Annotated in this window: 16 protein-coding genes and 1 riboswitch; of the genes, 9 read left to right on the plus strand and 7 right to left on the minus strand. The window is 41.9% G+C overall.

Translation table 11 applies throughout. The features are described 5' to 3' along the window. Positions 1 to 14: 14 nt before the first annotated feature. The gene (gene ftsW / locus EGS47_RS08700; protein ID WP_005001810.1) at positions 15 to 1211 is read left to right on the plus strand and encodes a putative lipid II flippase FtsW; all 1197 of its coding nucleotides are present in this window, start codon (positions 15 to 17) and stop codon (positions 1209 to 1211) included. A 53-nt stretch (positions 1212 to 1264) separates the two neighbouring features. On the opposite strand, the gene gluQRS is transcribed toward ftsW, so the two are convergent. From gluQRS to thiC, 5 genes are all read right to left on the minus strand, one after another. Next, positions 1265 to 2209, minus strand: a complete 945-nt coding sequence (gluQRS, locus tag EGS47_RS08705) for a tRNA glutamyl-Q(34) synthetase GluQRS (protein WP_005001812.1) — start codon at positions 2207 to 2209, stop codon at positions 1265 to 1267. Between the two features lie 2 nt (positions 2210 to 2211). Further along, positions 2212 to 2745, minus strand: a complete 534-nt coding sequence (gene dksA, locus EGS47_RS08710) for an RNA polymerase-binding protein DksA (protein ID WP_004995330.1) — start codon at positions 2743 to 2745, stop codon at positions 2212 to 2214. A gap of 211 nt (positions 2746 to 2956) precedes the next feature. Next, entirely contained in the window at positions 2957 to 3769 is an 813-nt protein-coding gene (gene cpdA / locus EGS47_RS08715) for a 3',5'-cyclic-AMP phosphodiesterase (protein ID WP_005001814.1), read from the minus strand. 3 nt (positions 3770 to 3772) lie between these two features. Further along, complete coding sequence (locus EGS47_RS08720; RefSeq protein WP_010588800.1) at positions 3773 to 4399, minus strand: NUDIX domain-containing protein; 627 nt, start codon at positions 4397 to 4399, stop codon at positions 3773 to 3775. Between the two features lie 77 nt (positions 4400 to 4476). Continuing rightward, positions 4477 to 6393, minus strand: coding sequence for a phosphomethylpyrimidine synthase ThiC (thiC, locus tag EGS47_RS08725; protein ID WP_010588799.1), 1917 nt, complete (start codon positions 6391 to 6393; stop codon positions 4477 to 4479). Between the two features lie 88 nt (positions 6394 to 6481). Beyond that, positions 6482 to 6611, minus strand: a riboswitch (TPP riboswitch). Between the two features lie 133 nt (positions 6612 to 6744). On the opposite strand from thiC, the gene EGS47_RS08730 reads away from it, so the two are divergent. Then, on the plus strand, positions 6745 to 8091 hold the full coding sequence (locus tag EGS47_RS08730) for a TolC family outer membrane protein (protein WP_371863918.1): 1347 nt from the start codon (positions 6745 to 6747) through the stop codon (positions 8089 to 8091). Between the two features lie 99 nt (positions 8092 to 8190). After that, entirely contained in the window at positions 8191 to 8913 is a 723-nt protein-coding gene (gene phoU, locus EGS47_RS08735; protein ID WP_005001828.1) for a phosphate signaling complex protein PhoU, read from the plus strand. 689 nt (positions 8914 to 9602) lie between these two features. Here the strand turns inward: phoU and EGS47_RS08740 are convergent. Next, positions 9603 to 9878 carry an oxidative damage protection protein gene (locus EGS47_RS08740; protein ID WP_005001831.1) on the minus strand — a complete coding sequence of 92 codons (276 nt, stop codon included), beginning with the start codon at positions 9876 to 9878 and terminating at the stop codon, positions 9603 to 9605. 9 nt (positions 9879 to 9887) lie between these two features. Further along, the gene (gene argH / locus EGS47_RS08745; RefSeq protein ID WP_125269535.1) at positions 9888 to 11321 is read right to left on the minus strand and encodes an argininosuccinate lyase; all 1434 of its coding nucleotides are present in this window, start codon (positions 11319 to 11321) and stop codon (positions 9888 to 9890) included. Between argH and EGS47_RS08750 the strand changes: the two genes are divergently transcribed. The 6 genes from EGS47_RS08750 to EGS47_RS08775 all read left to right on the plus strand — a co-directional run bounded on the left by EGS47_RS08750 (position 11312) and on the right by EGS47_RS08775 (position 17137). Then, positions 11312 to 12496: a sensor histidine kinase gene (locus EGS47_RS08750; RefSeq protein WP_125269536.1), complete on the plus strand. Its 1185-nt coding sequence runs from the start codon at positions 11312 to 11314 to the stop codon at positions 12494 to 12496. The two genes, argH and EGS47_RS08750, sit on opposite strands and share 10 nt — an antisense overlap. Before the next feature lie 37 nt (positions 12497 to 12533). Next, positions 12534 to 13274: a LytR/AlgR family response regulator transcription factor gene (locus EGS47_RS08755; protein WP_004995320.1), complete on the plus strand. Its 741-nt coding sequence runs from the start codon at positions 12534 to 12536 to the stop codon at positions 13272 to 13274. Between the two features lie 107 nt (positions 13275 to 13381). After that, the gene (hemC, locus tag EGS47_RS08760; protein WP_125269537.1) at positions 13382 to 14299 is read left to right on the plus strand and encodes a hydroxymethylbilane synthase; all 918 of its coding nucleotides are present in this window, start codon (positions 13382 to 13384) and stop codon (positions 14297 to 14299) included. A gap of 25 nt (positions 14300 to 14324) precedes the next feature. Further along, complete coding sequence (locus EGS47_RS08765) at positions 14325 to 15107, plus strand: uroporphyrinogen-III synthase (RefSeq protein ID WP_125269538.1); 783 nt, start codon at positions 14325 to 14327, stop codon at positions 15105 to 15107. Then, positions 15104 to 15940, plus strand: a complete 837-nt coding sequence (locus EGS47_RS08770; RefSeq protein ID WP_125269539.1) for a hypothetical protein — start codon at positions 15104 to 15106, stop codon at positions 15938 to 15940. The genes EGS47_RS08765 and EGS47_RS08770 overlap by 4 nt, the downstream gene beginning before the upstream one ends. 9 nt (positions 15941 to 15949) lie before the next feature. After that, a complete protein-coding gene (locus EGS47_RS08775) occupies positions 15950 to 17137 on the plus strand; it encodes a heme biosynthesis protein HemY (RefSeq protein ID WP_125269540.1) in 1188 nt (395 codons plus the stop codon). The last annotated feature ends 7 nt before the right edge of the window (positions 17138 to 17144 follow it).

Consider the following 17144-nt stretch of genomic DNA (forward strand, 5'->3'; position numbering starts at 1 on the left):
ATAAGGAAGATGCGATGGCTGGCTTTGCTCAGACAACCATAACCAAACTTAATCAGCTCTATGATCGCTGGATCCCCAAATTTCCTGCGGAAATGACTGCTAAAAATTTGCTGATTTTCTGTGTGGTATGTTTGTTGTGTATCGGCTCGGTTATGGTGGCTTCTGCTTCCATGCCTTATGCTGAATATATGCATGAAAATCCATTTCATTATGTGGTTCGTCATGCAATCTCGATTGCCAGTGCAGCAGTCATTGCTTATTTGGTCTACAAGGTTCCACTCAATCTCTGGTTTAGAAACACTTTTCCTTTGTGGTTGATTACGATTGTACTGCTACTGGCGGTATTGGTGATCGGTACAGAAGTGAATGGCTCCAAGCGCTGGATTCGATTGGCAGGTTTTACTTTGCAGCCGACGGAAGTGGCGAAAGTGATGATGGCAATTTTTACCGCTGATTATGTGGTACGCCGCGCCAAAGAAGTCCGTACCCATTGGAAAGGCTTAGTGCGCTTGAGTGGAATTATGGCGATTACTGTTGGTTTGATTATTGCAGAGCCTGATTTGGGCGCGACCGTGGTCATAGTCCTGATGATGGTGGGGATCTTCTTTTTGGCAGGAGCGCCACCTACTCAGTTTGCCATTATGCTCGGTGCGGTATTGATGGGAATTGGTTTCCTCATTGTATTTGAGCCATATCGAATGGCACGTGCGCTTTCTTTCACCAATCCGTGGGCAGATCCCTTAGGAACGGGTTATCAGTTGTCCAATGCCCTAATGGCTTTTGGACGTGGTGAATGGTTTGGAACAGGTCTGGGGCACAGTGTTCAAAAACTTTCTTATTTACCTGAAGCCCATACAGACTTTATGCTGGCGGTATTAGGCGAAGAATTTGGTTTTGTGGGTATTTCGCTGGTCATGGTTTTGTCTTTTGGCATGTTGGCTTGTTGTATCAAGATTGGACATCGCGCGTTAAAACACAATTTTTTGCGTGCAGGTTATCTGGCATACGGCATCAGTATTATTTTCCTGCTTCAGATTCTGGTGAATGCAGGCATGAATATGGGCTTAATGCCGACCAAAGGTTTAACGCTGCCTTTTATTAGTTATGGAGGAACGTCGCTGATGATGTGTGCCGCCATGATCAGTTTGGTGCTTAAAATTGACTCTTCTACCCAGCAAGTTAACCCAAACCGAGAAGAATCCAACTTCTAATGATTGAACAGCAAGACCAATCAACCCAGATGAAATCTGGGTTTTTTTATGGGTTAAAGGAAGGTGTCGTTCAGTTCGGTCTGATGCGGAATCTGGTCAATATTCCATTGAGCCACTGCTTGTTTCAGCATATTTGAAGGGATATCTAACTCAACAGGTGATTGGTGTAATGCTTCGATTGCTTGTGCTAATAATAAGGATGCCTGTTTTAGATCGAGTGCCTGTGCCAGATTTTGTTTGGAAAGCTTTTGACCATTGGCATTCATGGCCAGTGGTAGGTGCATATAGGTTAAACGCGGATAACCGAGTAGCTGACCTAACCAGATTTGCCGTTCGGTATTATCGAGTAAATCTGCACCGCGTACTACATGCGTAATACCTTGCAAATAATCATCCACGACCACAGCCAGTTGATAATTAATAATGCCATCACGGCGTTTTAGCACAAAATCGCCCAAATCGTGTTGGAGATGACTGCAATGTTGACCTTGCAAACGGTCATTAAAACAGATGTATTCGTCATTCACCTTAACCCGAATTGCCTGATCGTTAAAATCCAGATTAAGATTGCGACATGTACCCTGATAAATGGCATTCGAACCCAGCATTTTTCGGGTACATTGGCAGGCATAAACCAAATGTTGCTGTTTAAGTTGTTCAATGACTTGTTCGTAGATTGGCAAACGTTGACGCTGAAAAATAATCTCGCCATCTACTTCAAAACCAAAAGCAGCAATGCTGTTTAGAATATGTGTTTCACTGTCTGGATAGATGCGCGGGATATCAGTATCTTCGATCCGAACCAGCCAGCTTCCCTGTTGTGATTTGGCATCACAATAACTGGCGACGGCGGTAATCAGTGAACCAAAATGTAGAGGACCTGTTGGAGAGGGCGCAAAGCGACCAATGTAGTGGCTACGCGAAACATGAGTATCGACGCTGTTTCGCTGTGGCACAAAAGCCGAGCATGGCTCGGCTGTGTTGTCATTCACGGTCATGGTTAGCCGTTATTTTGCTTCTCTTTGATTTCAGCAAGTGTTTTGCAGTCGATACATTGAGTCGCGGTTGGACGTGCTTCAAGACGACGCAGACCAATTTCAATACCACACGTTTCACAGTAGCCATAATCGCCTGATTTGATGTCTTCTAGCGATTGCTCGATCTTACGAATCAGTTTACGTTCACGGTCACGGGTACGCAGTTCAATTGCGAACTCTTCTTCTTGTGTCGCGCGGTCATTGACGTCTGGTAGCGCTGTAGACTCGTCCTGCATGGTGTTGAGGGTACGATCTACTTCAGACATCAATTCTGCTTTCCATGCCTGAAGAATTTTACGGAAGTGCTCAAGTTGCCCATCCGACATGTATTCTTCGTTTTTCTTTGGTTGATAAGGTTCAATACCAAATAAACTTGCAGTGGTGCCCCCTTCAGCAGCCTTTGGCTTTGCTTTACGCGGACGTTTTGCTGCGGTTTTATCACCGTCTAAAACATCGGTGTTTTCGTCCAAGACCTGGTTTTGGTTGTCATTCGCCATATAGGGCATTCCTCATCATACACGTACTATCTATACGCAAAAAATATGGTGGTATGCAAGTGTTTTTTATTCCATCCCGTCGGCGTATTTTCGATCGGGGTCGTCATCATATAGATTTTTTTTGCAAGATGATAGTCATCTGAGACGGCTTTTCGTTGCAAAGCTTTTCTACAGAGTGAAGAACATAATCCAAAACGGAAAAAATAGAAAGTTAATAGCCTGATATTTCTGTATTTATAAGGTGGTTGATGTGCTCCAGACGTTGCACCACAGTTTCAAATGTTCCGTTTGTTTTAAGTTTCAGGACACGATAACCGGGTGCAACTGCATCAAGCGCAAATTGCTCGCTACACGGCTTAAATTGCACACTGGTCGATGGAGTAGATAAGCATTCAATATGTTGCCAAAAATTGCTCGAATTCTGATGCACATGACCATACAAAATCGCTTTCACTTGCTTAAAGCGTTCCAGTAAATTAAATACAGCCTGACTATTTTTAAGTTTGTGTTGATCGATCCATTTGGAATGCATCTCAAAGGGATGATGATGGCAAGCTAAAATAGTGGGATGAGCTTGATGTTGTTCCAGCAAATCAGTCAATTGTTCAAGTTGAGATGTAGAAACCAAACCATCGACCCGGTTGCTGACCGCAGTATTCAATAAAATAATACGCCAGTCGCCTAATTCGATTAAAACAGGCTGTTGAGGATTTTCTTGATGAAAAGGAAAGTATTTTTCATCGTCATGATTTCCTGGGGTATGAAAAAAAGGAATCCCCAACTGTTGCATAAAATGCAGATAACGTTGATAAGTTTTAGGTCTTGGTGCTTGTGCCAAATCACCCGTATGAATAATGGCATCAGCTTGCGGATAATGTTGTTGAATGTGAGTCATCACTTCATGAAAACTTTGTTCAGGATTCATACCAACAAACTCGTGCTCAGGTTGTTCGAGCAAATGCGTGTCCGTGATTTGAATCAGGACATATTCTTGAGCTGAAGTTGGCACAACCTGAAAACTCACGGATTACCCCTTAGTATTTTTTGTCATTTTAATTTTTTGATTTAACCATTGTAACGCCATAATCACAGGCGCATTTTTGAGACGACCATGAGCAAACAGCGGCTGCAACTGGTGATAGTCAAAAATATGCAATTGAATATTTTCGCCCTCATCCGCAAGACCATGTACACCACCATGCTCTGGTAAGTCAGTCTCAGCAGCATAAAGATGAAACACTTCAGAACATGCGCCAGCCGATGGATAAAAGCTAAATACATGCTCGAGCTCATCAATCTGACAACCAGACTCTTCCAGACTTTCGCGGCGAATGCAGCTTTCAGGGGATTCATCACCATCCAAAACCCCAGCAATGATTTCAAGTTGCCATGGAGAATCTGGATCATCGATTGCACCGACTCGAAATTGCTCAATCAAGGCAAATCGTTGTTGTGTATCATTATAAAGCAGAACGCCTGCGGCTGTCTTGCGCTGGATGAGTTCTCTTTGAATTTGAGGAATAAAATCATTTTGATTAAACATGCGGTGTTGCAGGCTGACTTTTTCAACCTGTACAAATCCACGGAACACATATTCACGTGAATGAATCTTTACATCTTGCTGAGAAAAAGTAGCCTGTTCAACGATGTCCATAGGTCAAAATTAGGATGAAATACAAGTATTTCATCCTAACCGAGATCAAATTAAACACAAACGCTTTTTTGGTCCCTTTAAACTTTCTGGTATAGTTTTTGACCATTTTCGTGATAAGCGGTTTTCATGGCTTTGAGACCTGCTTCAACTTCTGAATCTTCAGATGTCAAGGATGCCGCATGGCTTAAGTTTTGAGCATAATCACGCACATTCTGGGTGATTTTCATAGAGCAAAACTTAGGGCCGCACATCGAGCAGAAATGTGCTGACTTATGTGCTTCTTTTGGCATGGTTTCATCGTGCATGCTACGCGCCGTATCAGGGTCAAGTGCCAGATTAAACTGATCTTCCCAACGGAACTCAAAACGTGCTTTAGACAGAGCATTATCACGCGCTTGCGCACCCGGATGACCTTTGGCTAAATCCGCTGCATGCGCTGCAATTTTATAAGTAATAATGCCATCTTTAACATCTTTCTTATTTGGCAAGCCGAGATGCTCTTTCGGTGTGACATAGCACAACATCGCTGTCCCATACCAACCAATCATGGCTGCACCAATCGCAGAAGTAATATGGTCATAGCCCGGTGCAATGTCAGTCGTCAAAGGGCCAAGCGTATAAAATGGCGCTTCTTTGCAGACTTCAAGCTGTAAATCCATATTTTCCTTGACCATATGCATTGGCACATGTCCCGGGCCTTCAATCATGACTTGCACATCATGTTCCCATGCGCGATGAGTGAGTTCACCTAGTGTTTTTAATTCTGAAAATTGAGCTTCGTCGTTGGCGTCCTGAATACAACCTGGACGCAAGCCATCGCCTAGACTAAAGGATACGTCATAGGCTTTCATGATTTCACAGATTTCATCAAAATGTGTATACAGGAAGTTTTCCTGATGATGTGCCAGACACCACTGTGCCATAATTGAACCACCACGGGAGACGATGCCTGTCAAACGATTTGCAGTCATTGGAACATAGCGTAATAGAACGCCAGCATGAATGGTGAAATAATCCACGCCCTGTTCAGCTTGTTCAATCAAGGTATCCTTAAAAATTTCCCAATTCAGGTCTTCTGCGACACCATTGACTTTTTCTAAGGCTTGGTAGATTGGCACTGTTCCGATTGGTACAGGTGAATTGCGGATAATCCATTCACGGGTTTCATGAATATTTTTACCTGTCGATAAATCCATGATGGTATCTGCACCCCAACGGGTTGCCCAAGTCATTTTTGCGACTTCTTCATCAATGGATGAACCGAGTGCCGAGTTACCGATATTGGCATTGATCTTGACCAGAAAATTACGTCCTATAATCATCGGTTCACATTCTGGATGGTTAATATTGGCAGGAATAATCGCGCGTCCTTCAGCCACTTCCTGACGGACAAACTCAGGCGTAATTTCGGTTAAGTTTTTGGCACCAAAGTTTTGTCCTGCGTGTTGGCGCATATCAACACCTTCACGTTGACGCTGATTTTCACGAATCGCGATATATTCCATTTCAGGGGTAATAATGCCTTGTTTAGCATAATGCATCTGGGTGACATTTCTGCCTGTTTTGGCTCGGCGTGGGTTTTGAATATGGGCAAAGCGAATTTCAGCGGTACGAATATCCTTTAGACGCTCTTGACCAAATGTTGAAGTCAAACCAGAGAGTACATCGGTATCCTGACGTTCTTCAATCCATGTTTGACGTACAGACGGCAAACCTTGATTCAAATCAATCTGAATATTCGGGTCGGTATACACGCCAGAAGTGTCATACACCATAACAGGTGGATTATGTTCACCACCTAGACCTGTTGGAGTATCGGTAAGGGCAATTTCACGAAAAGGAACTTGGATATCCGAACGCGAACCCTGAATATACACTTTACGTGAAGCAGGTAAAATGCGGGTGAGATCTTTGGCATCTTGTTCATGTTGTGCTGTTGCCTGTGCATATTCTGTGGGTGCATTAGCAGGGGAAAGATTCGTTAATTGGTTCATCGCTTTAATCCTTTGGCAGAACAATTACGAATCAAGCAACCAAAAAACGGAAATTAACTGATCGAAACAGATCAATAGCATATAAAAGTTTTTTAGATGGCTTGATTCCTACGCAGGTCTTAACCTGATCAGGTTCAACGGTACTTGGGATCAAATCTAGTCAAAGTGTAGATTTACCCAATCTCAGCGAGTGATTACTCGCGCTCCGTCAAGCATGCTTAAATACTAACATGGATTGACTACAATTCCCCACACCCTACGGATTGTATTTTTAACTGGTTTTTCTTAGTCTTAGTGGGCAACTTTTTCAGGATTGATATACGTTTCATGGCCATAAAAAAAATACTGCTCATGACCAGTTTATGTGGTGTTTCCATTTCGAGCTTTGCACTTGATTTAGTGGAAGCTTATGATCGTGCCAAGAAAAATGATCCCGCATGGCAGGCTAATGTATATCAATTCGAAGCAGATAAGCTCAATCTGGGGTTAGCCACGGGTAATTTGCTCCCCACTGTGACGCTCACAGGAAATATCACTCGTAATCATCAAACCACCAAACGTGGAGATTTTGGCGACTTAGGAGGAATAGAGGGTTCAGAAGAATTTTCCAATGCATTAATTAGTAATACTTCAACCCAAAAGCAAATTGCCCTAAATGCACGTCAACCTCTATTTCGTGTTGATGCTTGGGAAGGTTATAAACAGGTCAAGACATCGGTTTTACTCAGTGAAGTCACTTTAAAATTACAAAAACAAGAACATGTCTTAAATGTTGCACAGGCTTATTTTGATGTTTTACGACAACAATCTTTAACGGCTGCATATTTGCAGGAAGAAAAAGCTCTGCTTGAACAACTGAATATGATGAATGCCAAACTCACAGAGGGTTTAGTGGCACGTAGTGACGTCAGTGAGGCGGATGCACAATATCAAAATGCCCGTGCTAATCGGATTGGGGGACAAGTCCAATTAATGTTGGCTCAAGAGAAACTTAGCCAGTTTATTGGCACCTATCAAAATGAAAAACTGGCTGTGTTAACGGATGATTTTCAGTTTCAAAAGCCGTATCCAGCGCAAATGGATGCTTGGCTAACCTTAGCGCAAAGCCAAAATTTATCGATTCAACAGGCACGCTTACAACAACAATATGCCGATGATGCTCGCCGTGTGGAAAAAGCGGCCATTTATCCACAGATTGATGCGGTTGCCAGTTATGGTTATACCAAACAAACCCCAGAAACCCTGATTTCCAATGATGGCAAGTTTGATCAGATTGGGGTAGAAATGAACTGGAATCTCTTTAATGGTGGACGAACTCGAACCTCAATAAAAAAAGCACAAATGGAGCTGGGTAAAGCCCAGTTTCAGCTTGATTCAGCCAAACGTAATGCTGCGGTTGAAGTTAAACAAGCCTTTATGCAAGTACAAACCGATCAAGCCAAATTACAAGCACGAAAAGCAGCGATGGATTCTGCCGAGCTGGTCTCCCGTTCATCAAAAGCCAGTTATAACGAAGGTTTGAAAACCATGGTAGATGTACTTTTAGCACAGCGTAATGCCTTTAATGCCAGACAGGATTATTTGAATGCACAATACGACTATATCCTGAATGTACTCAAATTAAAGGCATCCGTGGGGCAATTAAATGAAAATGATTTGGTCGAGTTGAATCGCTGGCTGGTCTACAAAACGCAATAAAACGGCTAAAAAATAGTTTTTGTCATAAAACTTTCATGATGGATATGTTTTAATCACAGTCTATCTTGTTCGTTGACCCAATTTGTGTGGGAGGCTCCCTTGAGTCCAAGTAATCCTGTGTTAAGTCATCATATTTCTTCGCAATTCAATGAAGACTTGCAAGACGTCAACACTAAATTTATGACCATGGGTGGCTTGGTCGAACAACAGGTAGCCAATGCAATCCATGCTCTCTTGGATACCGATGTCAATATGGCACTTGATGTGCAGTTTAAAGACAATACGGTGAATCAATATGAACGTGATATCGATGAAGGGCTTACCTTGATCTTGGCACGTCGTCATCCCGCTGCGATTGACTTGCGTATGGTAATTGCCATGAGTAAAGCCAATACCGATTTGGAGCGTATTGGTGATGAAGCTGCTAAAATTGCCCGAATTGCCCAAAATCTGTGTGAAGAGGGTGGATCACCGCGCGGTTATATGGAAACCCGACATATTGGTAATCAGGTTCGCGTCATGATACATGATGCGCTGGATGCTTTTGCACGGTTGGATGCAGAGCAGGCATTGCAGGTATTACTTGCAGATGCTGATATCGATCGTGAATATCAGTCTGCAACACGAACCTTGATGACGTATATGATCGAAGATCCTCGTCATATTTCCCGTGTGATTAATGTGATGTGGGTATTACGCTCACTAGAGCGTATTGGTGATCATGCCCGTAATATTGCAGAACAAGTGATTTATATTGCCAAAGGTTTAGATGTCCGTCATACCCGAATCGAAGAAATTGAAGAAAAAGTTCATCGCGGATAAAATATTCTAAAGATTTTGCCTAAAAAAGACCTTGAAATCATTCAAGGTCTTTTTTTATTGAACTGTATGCCGAGATGCTATCCGACATTCTTTCGGTGATGCTTTACATCAAATATTTTTAAGATTCATCTGCTTTATACTGATGATTGTCTTAATTCACTGGCAAGGACAAATTGCGCTAGAAATAAAATGGATAAATTATCTAAGCAAAACGCATAAAAAAATCCCAGATTTCTTGGGGGGAGAAATCTGGGAAGAAAACATCGTAAGGCTGCATTGGGGGATGCTTATTGCCTTGCTATGGGATAAGTATATTAAGAAAAATTGAAAGAATCATGCAGAGTCTTGTGAGGCTATGTAATGTTATATGTCGCTGTGTAAGAAACGTAAAAGTAGTCACGGGACTACTTTTACAGGTATGCGGAATTCATTATTCTTATCTTAAGGGAAACTAAAGCGGTACTTTAATTTTTTCCATATCCCTACGAGCATAGCTCTTCGTCTTGCGCAAGGGTTCACTTCTCATATGCTTGCCTACGCGGACTTTGTCCTTGTCTTACAGAAAATTAAAGCGATGCTTTAATATTTCTCCTTACGAGCATAGCTCTTGGTCTTGCGTAAGGGTTCACTTCTCATATGCTTACCTACGCGGACTTCGTCCTTGTCTTACAGAAAATTAAAGCGATGCTTTAATTTTCTTCAGGCTTCCAACCTTCGGCTTTTTCTACGCTTTCATCATTGTTGAAAAACTTTTCACGTTGCTCTTCCAGAAACTTTTTGGCTTCTGGCTCAAACACATTTAAGCGTTTTTCATTAATCAAAGTAGTTTGGTGTTGCAACCATTCTTGCCAAGCTTGCTTGGAAACATGCTCAAATAGCTCCTGACCTTTGGCTCCCGGAAAAGGTGCGAAGTCCAGACCTTCCATTTCTTTTTGATATTTAATACAAAATACTTGACGGCTCATGATATTTCCTTAAGCGTAAAGTTGTTCAAGACGTTTTTCGGCACGTGCAATCGCAGCAGTCACCTGTTTTGGAGAAGTTCCCCCAATATGGTCACGTGCATTCACAGAGGCTTCTAGCGTTAATGCTTTATCAAATACATCGGCACTAATTAAATCTGAGAATTGCTGAAGTTGTTCAAGGCTCAGTTCAGATAAATCTTTATCTTCCTGTACGCCTAGGGCCACTGCTTTACCCACAATTTCATGGGCATCACGGAACGCCACGCCTTTTTTCACCAGATAATCTGCAAGATCAGTGGCAGTTGAAAAACCACGTAATGCAGCTTCACGCATAATTTCGATATTGGGAACCAGTGCAGGAACCATATCTGCAAATGCCATGAGTGAACCACGGACGGTATCAATTGCATCAAACAGCGGTTCTTTGTCTTCCTGATTGTCTTTGTTATATGCTAATGGTTGACCTTTCATCAGCGTTAATAGGCTGATCAAATCGCCAAATACACGACCTGATTTGCCACGAATTAACTCTGGTACATCAGGATTTTTCTTCTGCGGCATAATTGATGAACCTGTACAGAAGCGATCTGGAATATTCACAAATTTAAATTGAGCAGACGTCCACAAAATCAATTCTTCTGACATGCGCGACAAATGCATCATAATTAACGCTGCCGCAGCGTTAAATTCAATCGCAAAATCACGATCAGAAACGGCATCAAGTGAGTTTTCAGACACAGCTTCAAAACCTAAAAGTTCAGCAGTATAAGCACGATCAATCGGGTAGGTGGTTCCTGCCAGTGCAGCAGACCCTAATGGCATGCGATTAACCCGTTTACGGCAATCCTGTAAACGTTCTGTATCACGGACGAGCATTTCAAACCAAGCCAATAAATGATGACCAAAAGTCACAGGTTGTGCAGTTTGCAAATGAGTGAAACCGGGCATAATGGTCTGAGTATTTTTTGCTGCAAGTCCAAGTAAGCCTTTTTGTAAGCGCTGCAAAATCGATAGAATATCGTCAATTTCATCACGCAGATATAAACGAATATCTGTTGCGACCTGATCGTTACGGCTACGACCTGTATGGAGCTTTTTACCTGTAATTCCAATGCGTTGAGTCAGACGAGACTCAATATTCATGTGCACATCTTCTAAGTCGATACGCCACTCAAACTGACCTGCTTCAATTTCAGATTGAATCGCAGTTAAGCCCTGAATAATGTCGTCACGTTCAGCCTCGGTGAGTACCCCGACTTTGGCCAACATCGTGGCATGTGCAATTGAACCTGCAATATCCTGCTTATAAAAACGTTGGTCAAATTGTACAGATGCGGTAAATTCAGCAACAAACGCATCTGTCGCTTCACTAAAGCGACCGCCCCACATACCAGAGGTCTGGTTCTGGGCAGATGAATGAGGGGAATTTGAAGATGTGGTCATGTCGGCTCGATAAAAAAAAGCGAAAAATAAAAAAGAGTATAACAAATTCCTCAAGGCTTGCCGATGCCCAGAATTCAATGGATTTAGCTCGACACAATCACCTATCAGGCAGCTCCTTTTTTTTTAGCAAAATCGGTCAATGGCAACATTTATTGGAGTTAATGGTCGCCAGTAATGTACTGGCCATGGTGCTGGCGCTAGCTGAGGCGGGTTCATGGCAGGCTTTACAAGGCTTGCGATTATTACAATACGTTTTTTTTATCAATTGGGTGGTGTTGTCTTTTTCAGCGATTCTGGATCGGTTTCAGGATTTTTTTAATCGTATTAATCAAGTGACTGCGTTACTGATTGGCTTTATTTTATTGCAAGTCATTGTGGTCTTAACCACGTGCATTGCCAATCTGCTGCAACACTGGGGGAGTTATTTTAACTTACATCAGTTTAATCGCGACTTGTTATTGGCAGGTGTGGGCATGCATTTAAGTTATGGCATTTTGCTCGGTGCATTTTGCCTACGTTATATGTATGTGCGTGATCAATGGTTAAATCAACAATACAGTGAACTGAATGCCCGTATACAAGCCATGCAAGCGCGTATTCATCCACATTTTCTGTTCAATAGTTTAAATAGTGTGGTTAGCTTAATCAGTCTGGATCCAGATAAAGCAGAAAACATGTTGATCAGTTTGTCTAAACTGTTTCGTGCCAGTTTGCAGCAACTTAAATTGGTTAGTTTGAATGATGAAATTGAACTTTGTCGACAATATTTATTTATCGAACAAATTCGATTAGGTGATCGATTTCATGTAGAGTGGAAAATTCCGTATAGTGTTCAACAACTTAAAATCATACAAATTCCATTGTTGACCTTGCAGCCTTTGCTTGAAAATAGTATTTTTCATGGAGTTGAGAAAATCGGTGGAGCATGTCAAATTGGTGTATTGGTTGAAATATTGCAAAATCAAGTCAGTATAGTCATTACCAATCCATACAGTCACGATACAATAAAAAGCAGAGAAGGACACGGTATTGCTATAGACAATGTGAAACAGCGTCTTCGGGCGTATTATGGAAATACGGTCAAGTTTCAAACCTATAGCGCACGTGGGTTGTATACCACAGTGGTGAGTTACCGATATCAGACAAACAATAATAAGTCAGGGTTAACCGATTAAAAATGAATTAAACCAGTTAACGCGACAAGGAGAAAGAATGAGGATCTTAATCTGTGATGATGAACCTCTTGCTGTTGAACGATTGTCACGCTTGGTTACGCAATTGGGGCATCAAGTGGTTGCGACGGCTACTCATGGGCAGGATGCTTTAGATCTGGTCGAACAATATGAACCAGATGTGGTCTTGCTCGATATTCAAATGCCAGAAATGGATGGCTTGTTTTGTGCAGAGCAAATCAGTCATTTTGACCCTATGCCTGCAATTGTCTTTTGTACGGCTTATGATGATCATGCACTGGAGGCCTTTAAATCTCAGGCTAAAGGTTATTTGCTCAAACCCATTTCTCAGCAAGATTTGCAGCAGGTTTTAGATCACTTAACCAAGTTAACTCAAGCTCAATTGAGCACAATAAAACAAAAAGAAGATATGGACGACGTGAAAATACAACGACATCAAATTACAGCCAAAACTTATCGTGGGGTAGAACTGATTCCGATTGAAAATATTTATTATTTTCTGGCAGATCAAAAATATGTCACGGTACGCCACAAAAATGGCAGTGTCCTCATCGATGAAACCTTAAAAGAACTTGAACAGGAATTTTCCGAGCGTTTTATTCGTATTCATCGTAATGCATTGGTTTCGGTTGATTATCTGGAAGGCCTTGAACTGGTCACTTCGGGTCAATATCAAGTCCGTTGTCGTGAGGTGAGCGAGCGTCTTTCTGTCAGCCGTCGCCACTTGCCCCAATTACGCGAACGTATGCAAAAACTCTAAAAAGACCGCAACTTTAAGCGCTTGTAGATTTGTTTAACTTAGATTTTACTTGCAATTTTAAAAGATCGGGTTAAGTTTAGAGTTTGTTTTTAACTGATCCAAGATTTATGCAGACCTTGAAAATTGCGACTCGACAAAGCCCGCTTGCTTTATGGCAAGCAGAACATATTCGTGCTCGATTACAGGAACTTTATCCTGACCTAGAGGTAGAGCTGGTCAAATTTGTGACGCAAGGCGATAAAATCTTGGATACTCCGTTAGCAAAGATTGGCGGTAAAGGTTTATTTGTCAAAGAATTAGAAGCGGCATTACTCGATGGTCGTGCTGATCTGGCGGTTCACTCCATGAAAGATGTGCCAATGCATTTGCCTGAAGGTTTGTGCTTGCCTGTGATTTGTGAGCGCGAAGATCCTTTTGATGCTTTCGTGTCCAATCACTTTGTTCATTTTGAGGATTTACCTCAAGGTGCGCGAGTCGGTACATCAAGTTTGCGTCGTAAATGTCAAATTTTAAAACAACGTCCAGACCTAACCATTATTGATTTACGTGGCAATGTCGGCACACGCTTGTCCAAACTGGATGAGGGTCAATATGATGCGATTATTCTGGCCAGTGCTGGACTGAAACGTTTAGGGTTAGAAAGTCGTATTCGTCATTCACTTGCGCCTGAAATTAGTCTGCCAGCGGTGGGGCAAGGTGCACTGGGGCTGGAATGTCGTACAAATGATCAGACTGTTCTGGACTTAATTCGACCTTTATTAGATGAGAAAACTTGGCATTGTGTTCGGACAGAACGTGCTTTTAATGCGTATTTAGAAGGGGGCTGCCAAGTCCCAATCGCAGGGTATGCGACCTTAGATGGGAATCAAATTTCGATTGAAGGTCGTGTAGGCAGTGTGGATGGACAAACTTTACTTTGCGCACAGCAATCGGATCATACTGAACACGCCGAGCAGTTAGGTATCCGTTTGGCGCAACAACTTTTGCAACAGGGTGCAGGAGAGTTGTTGAGTGCATTGCATTAATTGAGAGTACTTGGATTATATTGCCATGTTATTTATCAATACTCGTCCTAAAATTCGCGCTGAAAAACTCAATCAGTCTTTAACGGCTGAAGGATATGAGGTCATTGATTATCCTTTGTTGGAGTTGATTGAATCTCCTTATTCGGATGAGTTATTTGGACTTTATCAACAGCTTGCCAAGACGCAAGTGATTGTGGTGGTGAGTCCGACTGCGGCTGAAATTGGCTTGCGTTATTTACATCTTTCAGGCGTTGAAATTGAGCAGCTTAAGCATATTCAATGGGTTGCAGTTGGACAACGTACCGCAGATTATCTTGCGCAATTTCAAATTTATGCTGAAGTGCCTGCCATTGAAACATCAGAGGGCATGTTACAGCTTGAGATGTTTAGATCCAATACCGAGCTAAAACGAATCGCATTCTGGCGAGGTGAGGGTGGTCGTCAATTTATGATGCAACATTTGCAGGCGCAAGGGGTTGAAGTCTTAAATTTTGTGTTATACAGCAGACGTTGCCCTGCGGAGGCGACGGAGCATCTTGCTCAGCTAACATCCAGAATATCCGCAGAGCAGCAAAAAGTATGGGTCTTAATCAGTAGTGAAGCAAGTTGGCTCAATTGGTTAGAATTACTCAAAGCCTTGCCATCACACTGTCATCAGTGTTGTTATATGGTATTGGGCGAACGTTTATTTCACATATTAAAGACATATCAACATCAGCAAAATGCGTATTATTCGGTTTGCCGTGTGGATGACTTAAAACCTGAAACCGTGTTAGCGCAATTAAAGCAAAATGAAGGACGTTTATGAGGAAATTTATTGGGTTGATCGTGATTTTGGCTTTGCTGTGGCTAGCGAAGTTAAGTTATGACTCGTATCTGCTTTCTCAGCGTTTTGATCTTCTTCAGCAAAATATCACTCAGATGGAACAAAATAATGCCAACCTGAATGATCATTTGGTTGCGTTACAACGTCAATTTACGAATCCTGCTGATCAGTCTTCTACTGCAAGTGAACCAGCGCCATCTGCCGCTATTCATACCGCCTTAAATCCAGTGATATTGGTTAAACAACAATTAGAACTCGTGCAGTTTGCTTTACAACAGCATCAATATATTTATGCAGTTGATAAACTCAACCAGCTTAATCAGTCCTTGGCCAGCTATACCCTTGCTCCTGCCTTAGAACGCAGCTTGCATGAAAGTATTACTAAAGATAAACAAGCCATTCAGCAATTTGTGATTTCCAAAAATCAGCAGCAACAAAGCTTTGATGATCTGATTCAGTTGATCGATCAAGATTTGCAAATGGCACAAGAAAATACCCATGTAGAACTGAAAAGACAGCAGCAACAGCATTTTTGGCAAGGTTGGTTTCAGTTGCAACGTGTCGATCTCGCTCCCGCAGAATTGATTAATCGACGGATTATTTTAAAAGAAGTACAACTACGTCTATTATTGGCTCGTCAGGCGATTAACGATGGACATTTAACTGAATATCAGCATGTGTTAAGCATGGCGATACAGCAATTGGCACAGCTTCCAGATCAATCTAGCCAAGATTTAAAACTTCGACTGGAAAAACTGAAACAACTTCCTGCGCTTCCTGTACCAAAACTCATCACACTTGAATTATTGGGCTAAGGAGCAACTATGCGCGTATTACTCCAGACTTATGCCTTAATCGCTTTGTGTGTATTGGCCTTACTCAGTGTGTTGAGTTATGGCTATGGGGCGGGTTATGTCTATATTTATTGGCGTGACTGGCAACTACAAACCAATGTCTGGATATTGTTGCTGTTGATGGGCGCATTGAGTCTATTCGCGCAATTCATCTGGATGGTCGTTCGACGATATTTACATCGTGAACAGCGTAAACTGGAAACGGTTTTTAATTTTTCGCATTTGCACCCGTATGAACAATTAGGGGTCATTTGGTTGTTAGAAGCAGCAAAAGATCAGCAAAGTTTTGTCAATCAGGTATTTGAAAAATCGGGTTTACTCAAGGGAATTGTTGAGGCCAAGCTGTTATTTCAAAATGCACAATATGATCAAGCTTTGCATGCGCTCAATGATACCTCGCCTATGGCATTTGAATTGGCTGAATTGCAACGAATAGAACTCCTTCTGGCGCAAGGTGAAACTGAACAGGCTCTTACCCATTTGGAGTTTTTACAACAGCATCAATTATCTCCGTGGTTGAAACAGGTTGAACAAGCCTATCAATATCGTATTACTGCATTGTGGGGACAGTTGGCATTACAGCAGCCTTGGGTGTATTTGCGCTCGCACAAGTACGGACATCTAGATCCGCAAAGTCGTGATCTGTGGTTACAACAACTTTTAACTCAGTTTGAACAGGCCTCTCTGGACGATTTGCAAGCACTCCAACAACGTTATCTGGACTTAGAGCAGGAAATTAAGACACGGCCTTATAGCAGCAAGCTGTTATGGCTTAAATTACTTGCGCGTTTACCAGATATGAGCTTGCCGCATGAAATGTTGGCCCTACATTTGTTAAATGAACAATTTGATCGCGATGTATTTTATTTATGGTTTCAGCAACAGTTGTTAAAGCAAAATCCAGATTATCAGGATATTGAAGCCAAAATAGATCAATTTGAACAGCGTTATTTGAGTATGCCTATACTGACCTTTGCAAAATGGCATGTCTATATGGCAACACAGCGGTCAACCGAAGCTGAAAAATTATTAGCGTTGTATCCAAATGATGTTCTGATGAGTTATTTGCGAGTCAAGTCGCAATTGAATGAAAGTCAGATTCAACAATTAAATTTAGTCTTTGAAAATGATGCTAATTTTCTACAGTTTAAAATATGAGTTAGAT

This window comes from Acinetobacter sp. FDAARGOS_515, from assembly GCF_003938865.1.
GTDB classification, from domain to species: domain Bacteria; phylum Pseudomonadota; class Gammaproteobacteria; order Pseudomonadales; family Moraxellaceae; genus Acinetobacter; species Acinetobacter ursingii.

Excerpts from the sequence above, each read along its gene's own strand:
- EGS47_RS08750 (WP_125269536.1), top strand. The coding sequence starts at position 11,312 with ATGTGGTCATGTCGGCTCGATAAAAAAAAGCGAAAAATAAAAAAGAGT.
- EGS47_RS08755 (WP_004995320.1), top strand. The coding sequence starts at position 12,534 with ATGAGGATCTTAATCTGTGATGATGAACCTCTTGCTGTTGAACGATTG.
- gluQRS (WP_005001812.1), bottom strand. The coding sequence starts at position 2,209 with ATGACCGTGAATGACAACACAGCCGAGCCATGCTCGGCTTTTGTGCCA.
- EGS47_RS08740 (WP_005001831.1), bottom strand. The coding sequence starts at position 9,878 with ATGAGCCGTCAAGTATTTTGTATTAAATATCAAAAAGAAATGGAAGGT.
- EGS47_RS08765 (WP_125269538.1), top strand. The coding sequence starts at position 14,325 with ATGTTATTTATCAATACTCGTCCTAAAATTCGCGCTGAAAAACTCAAT.
- thiC (WP_010588799.1), bottom strand. The coding sequence starts at position 6,393 with ATGAACCAATTAACGAATCTTTCCCCTGCTAATGCACCCACAGAATAT.
- hemC (WP_125269537.1), top strand. The coding sequence starts at position 13,382 with ATGCAGACCTTGAAAATTGCGACTCGACAAAGCCCGCTTGCTTTATGG.
- EGS47_RS08775 (WP_125269540.1), top strand. The coding sequence starts at position 15,950 with ATGCGCGTATTACTCCAGACTTATGCCTTAATCGCTTTGTGTGTATTG.
- EGS47_RS08770 (WP_125269539.1), top strand. The coding sequence starts at position 15,104 with ATGAGGAAATTTATTGGGTTGATCGTGATTTTGGCTTTGCTGTGGCTA.
- ftsW (WP_005001810.1), top strand. The coding sequence starts at position 15 with ATGGCTGGCTTTGCTCAGACAACCATAACCAAACTTAATCAGCTCTAT.
- EGS47_RS08720 (WP_010588800.1), bottom strand. The coding sequence starts at position 4,399 with ATGGACATCGTTGAACAGGCTACTTTTTCTCAGCAAGATGTAAAGATT.
- argH (WP_125269535.1), bottom strand. The coding sequence starts at position 11,321 with ATGACCACATCTTCAAATTCCCCTCATTCATCTGCCCAGAACCAGACC.
- dksA (WP_004995330.1), bottom strand. The coding sequence starts at position 2,745 with ATGGCGAATGACAACCAAAACCAGGTCTTGGACGAAAACACCGATGTT.
- EGS47_RS08730 (WP_371863918.1), top strand. The coding sequence starts at position 6,745 with ATGACCAGTTTATGTGGTGTTTCCATTTCGAGCTTTGCACTTGATTTA.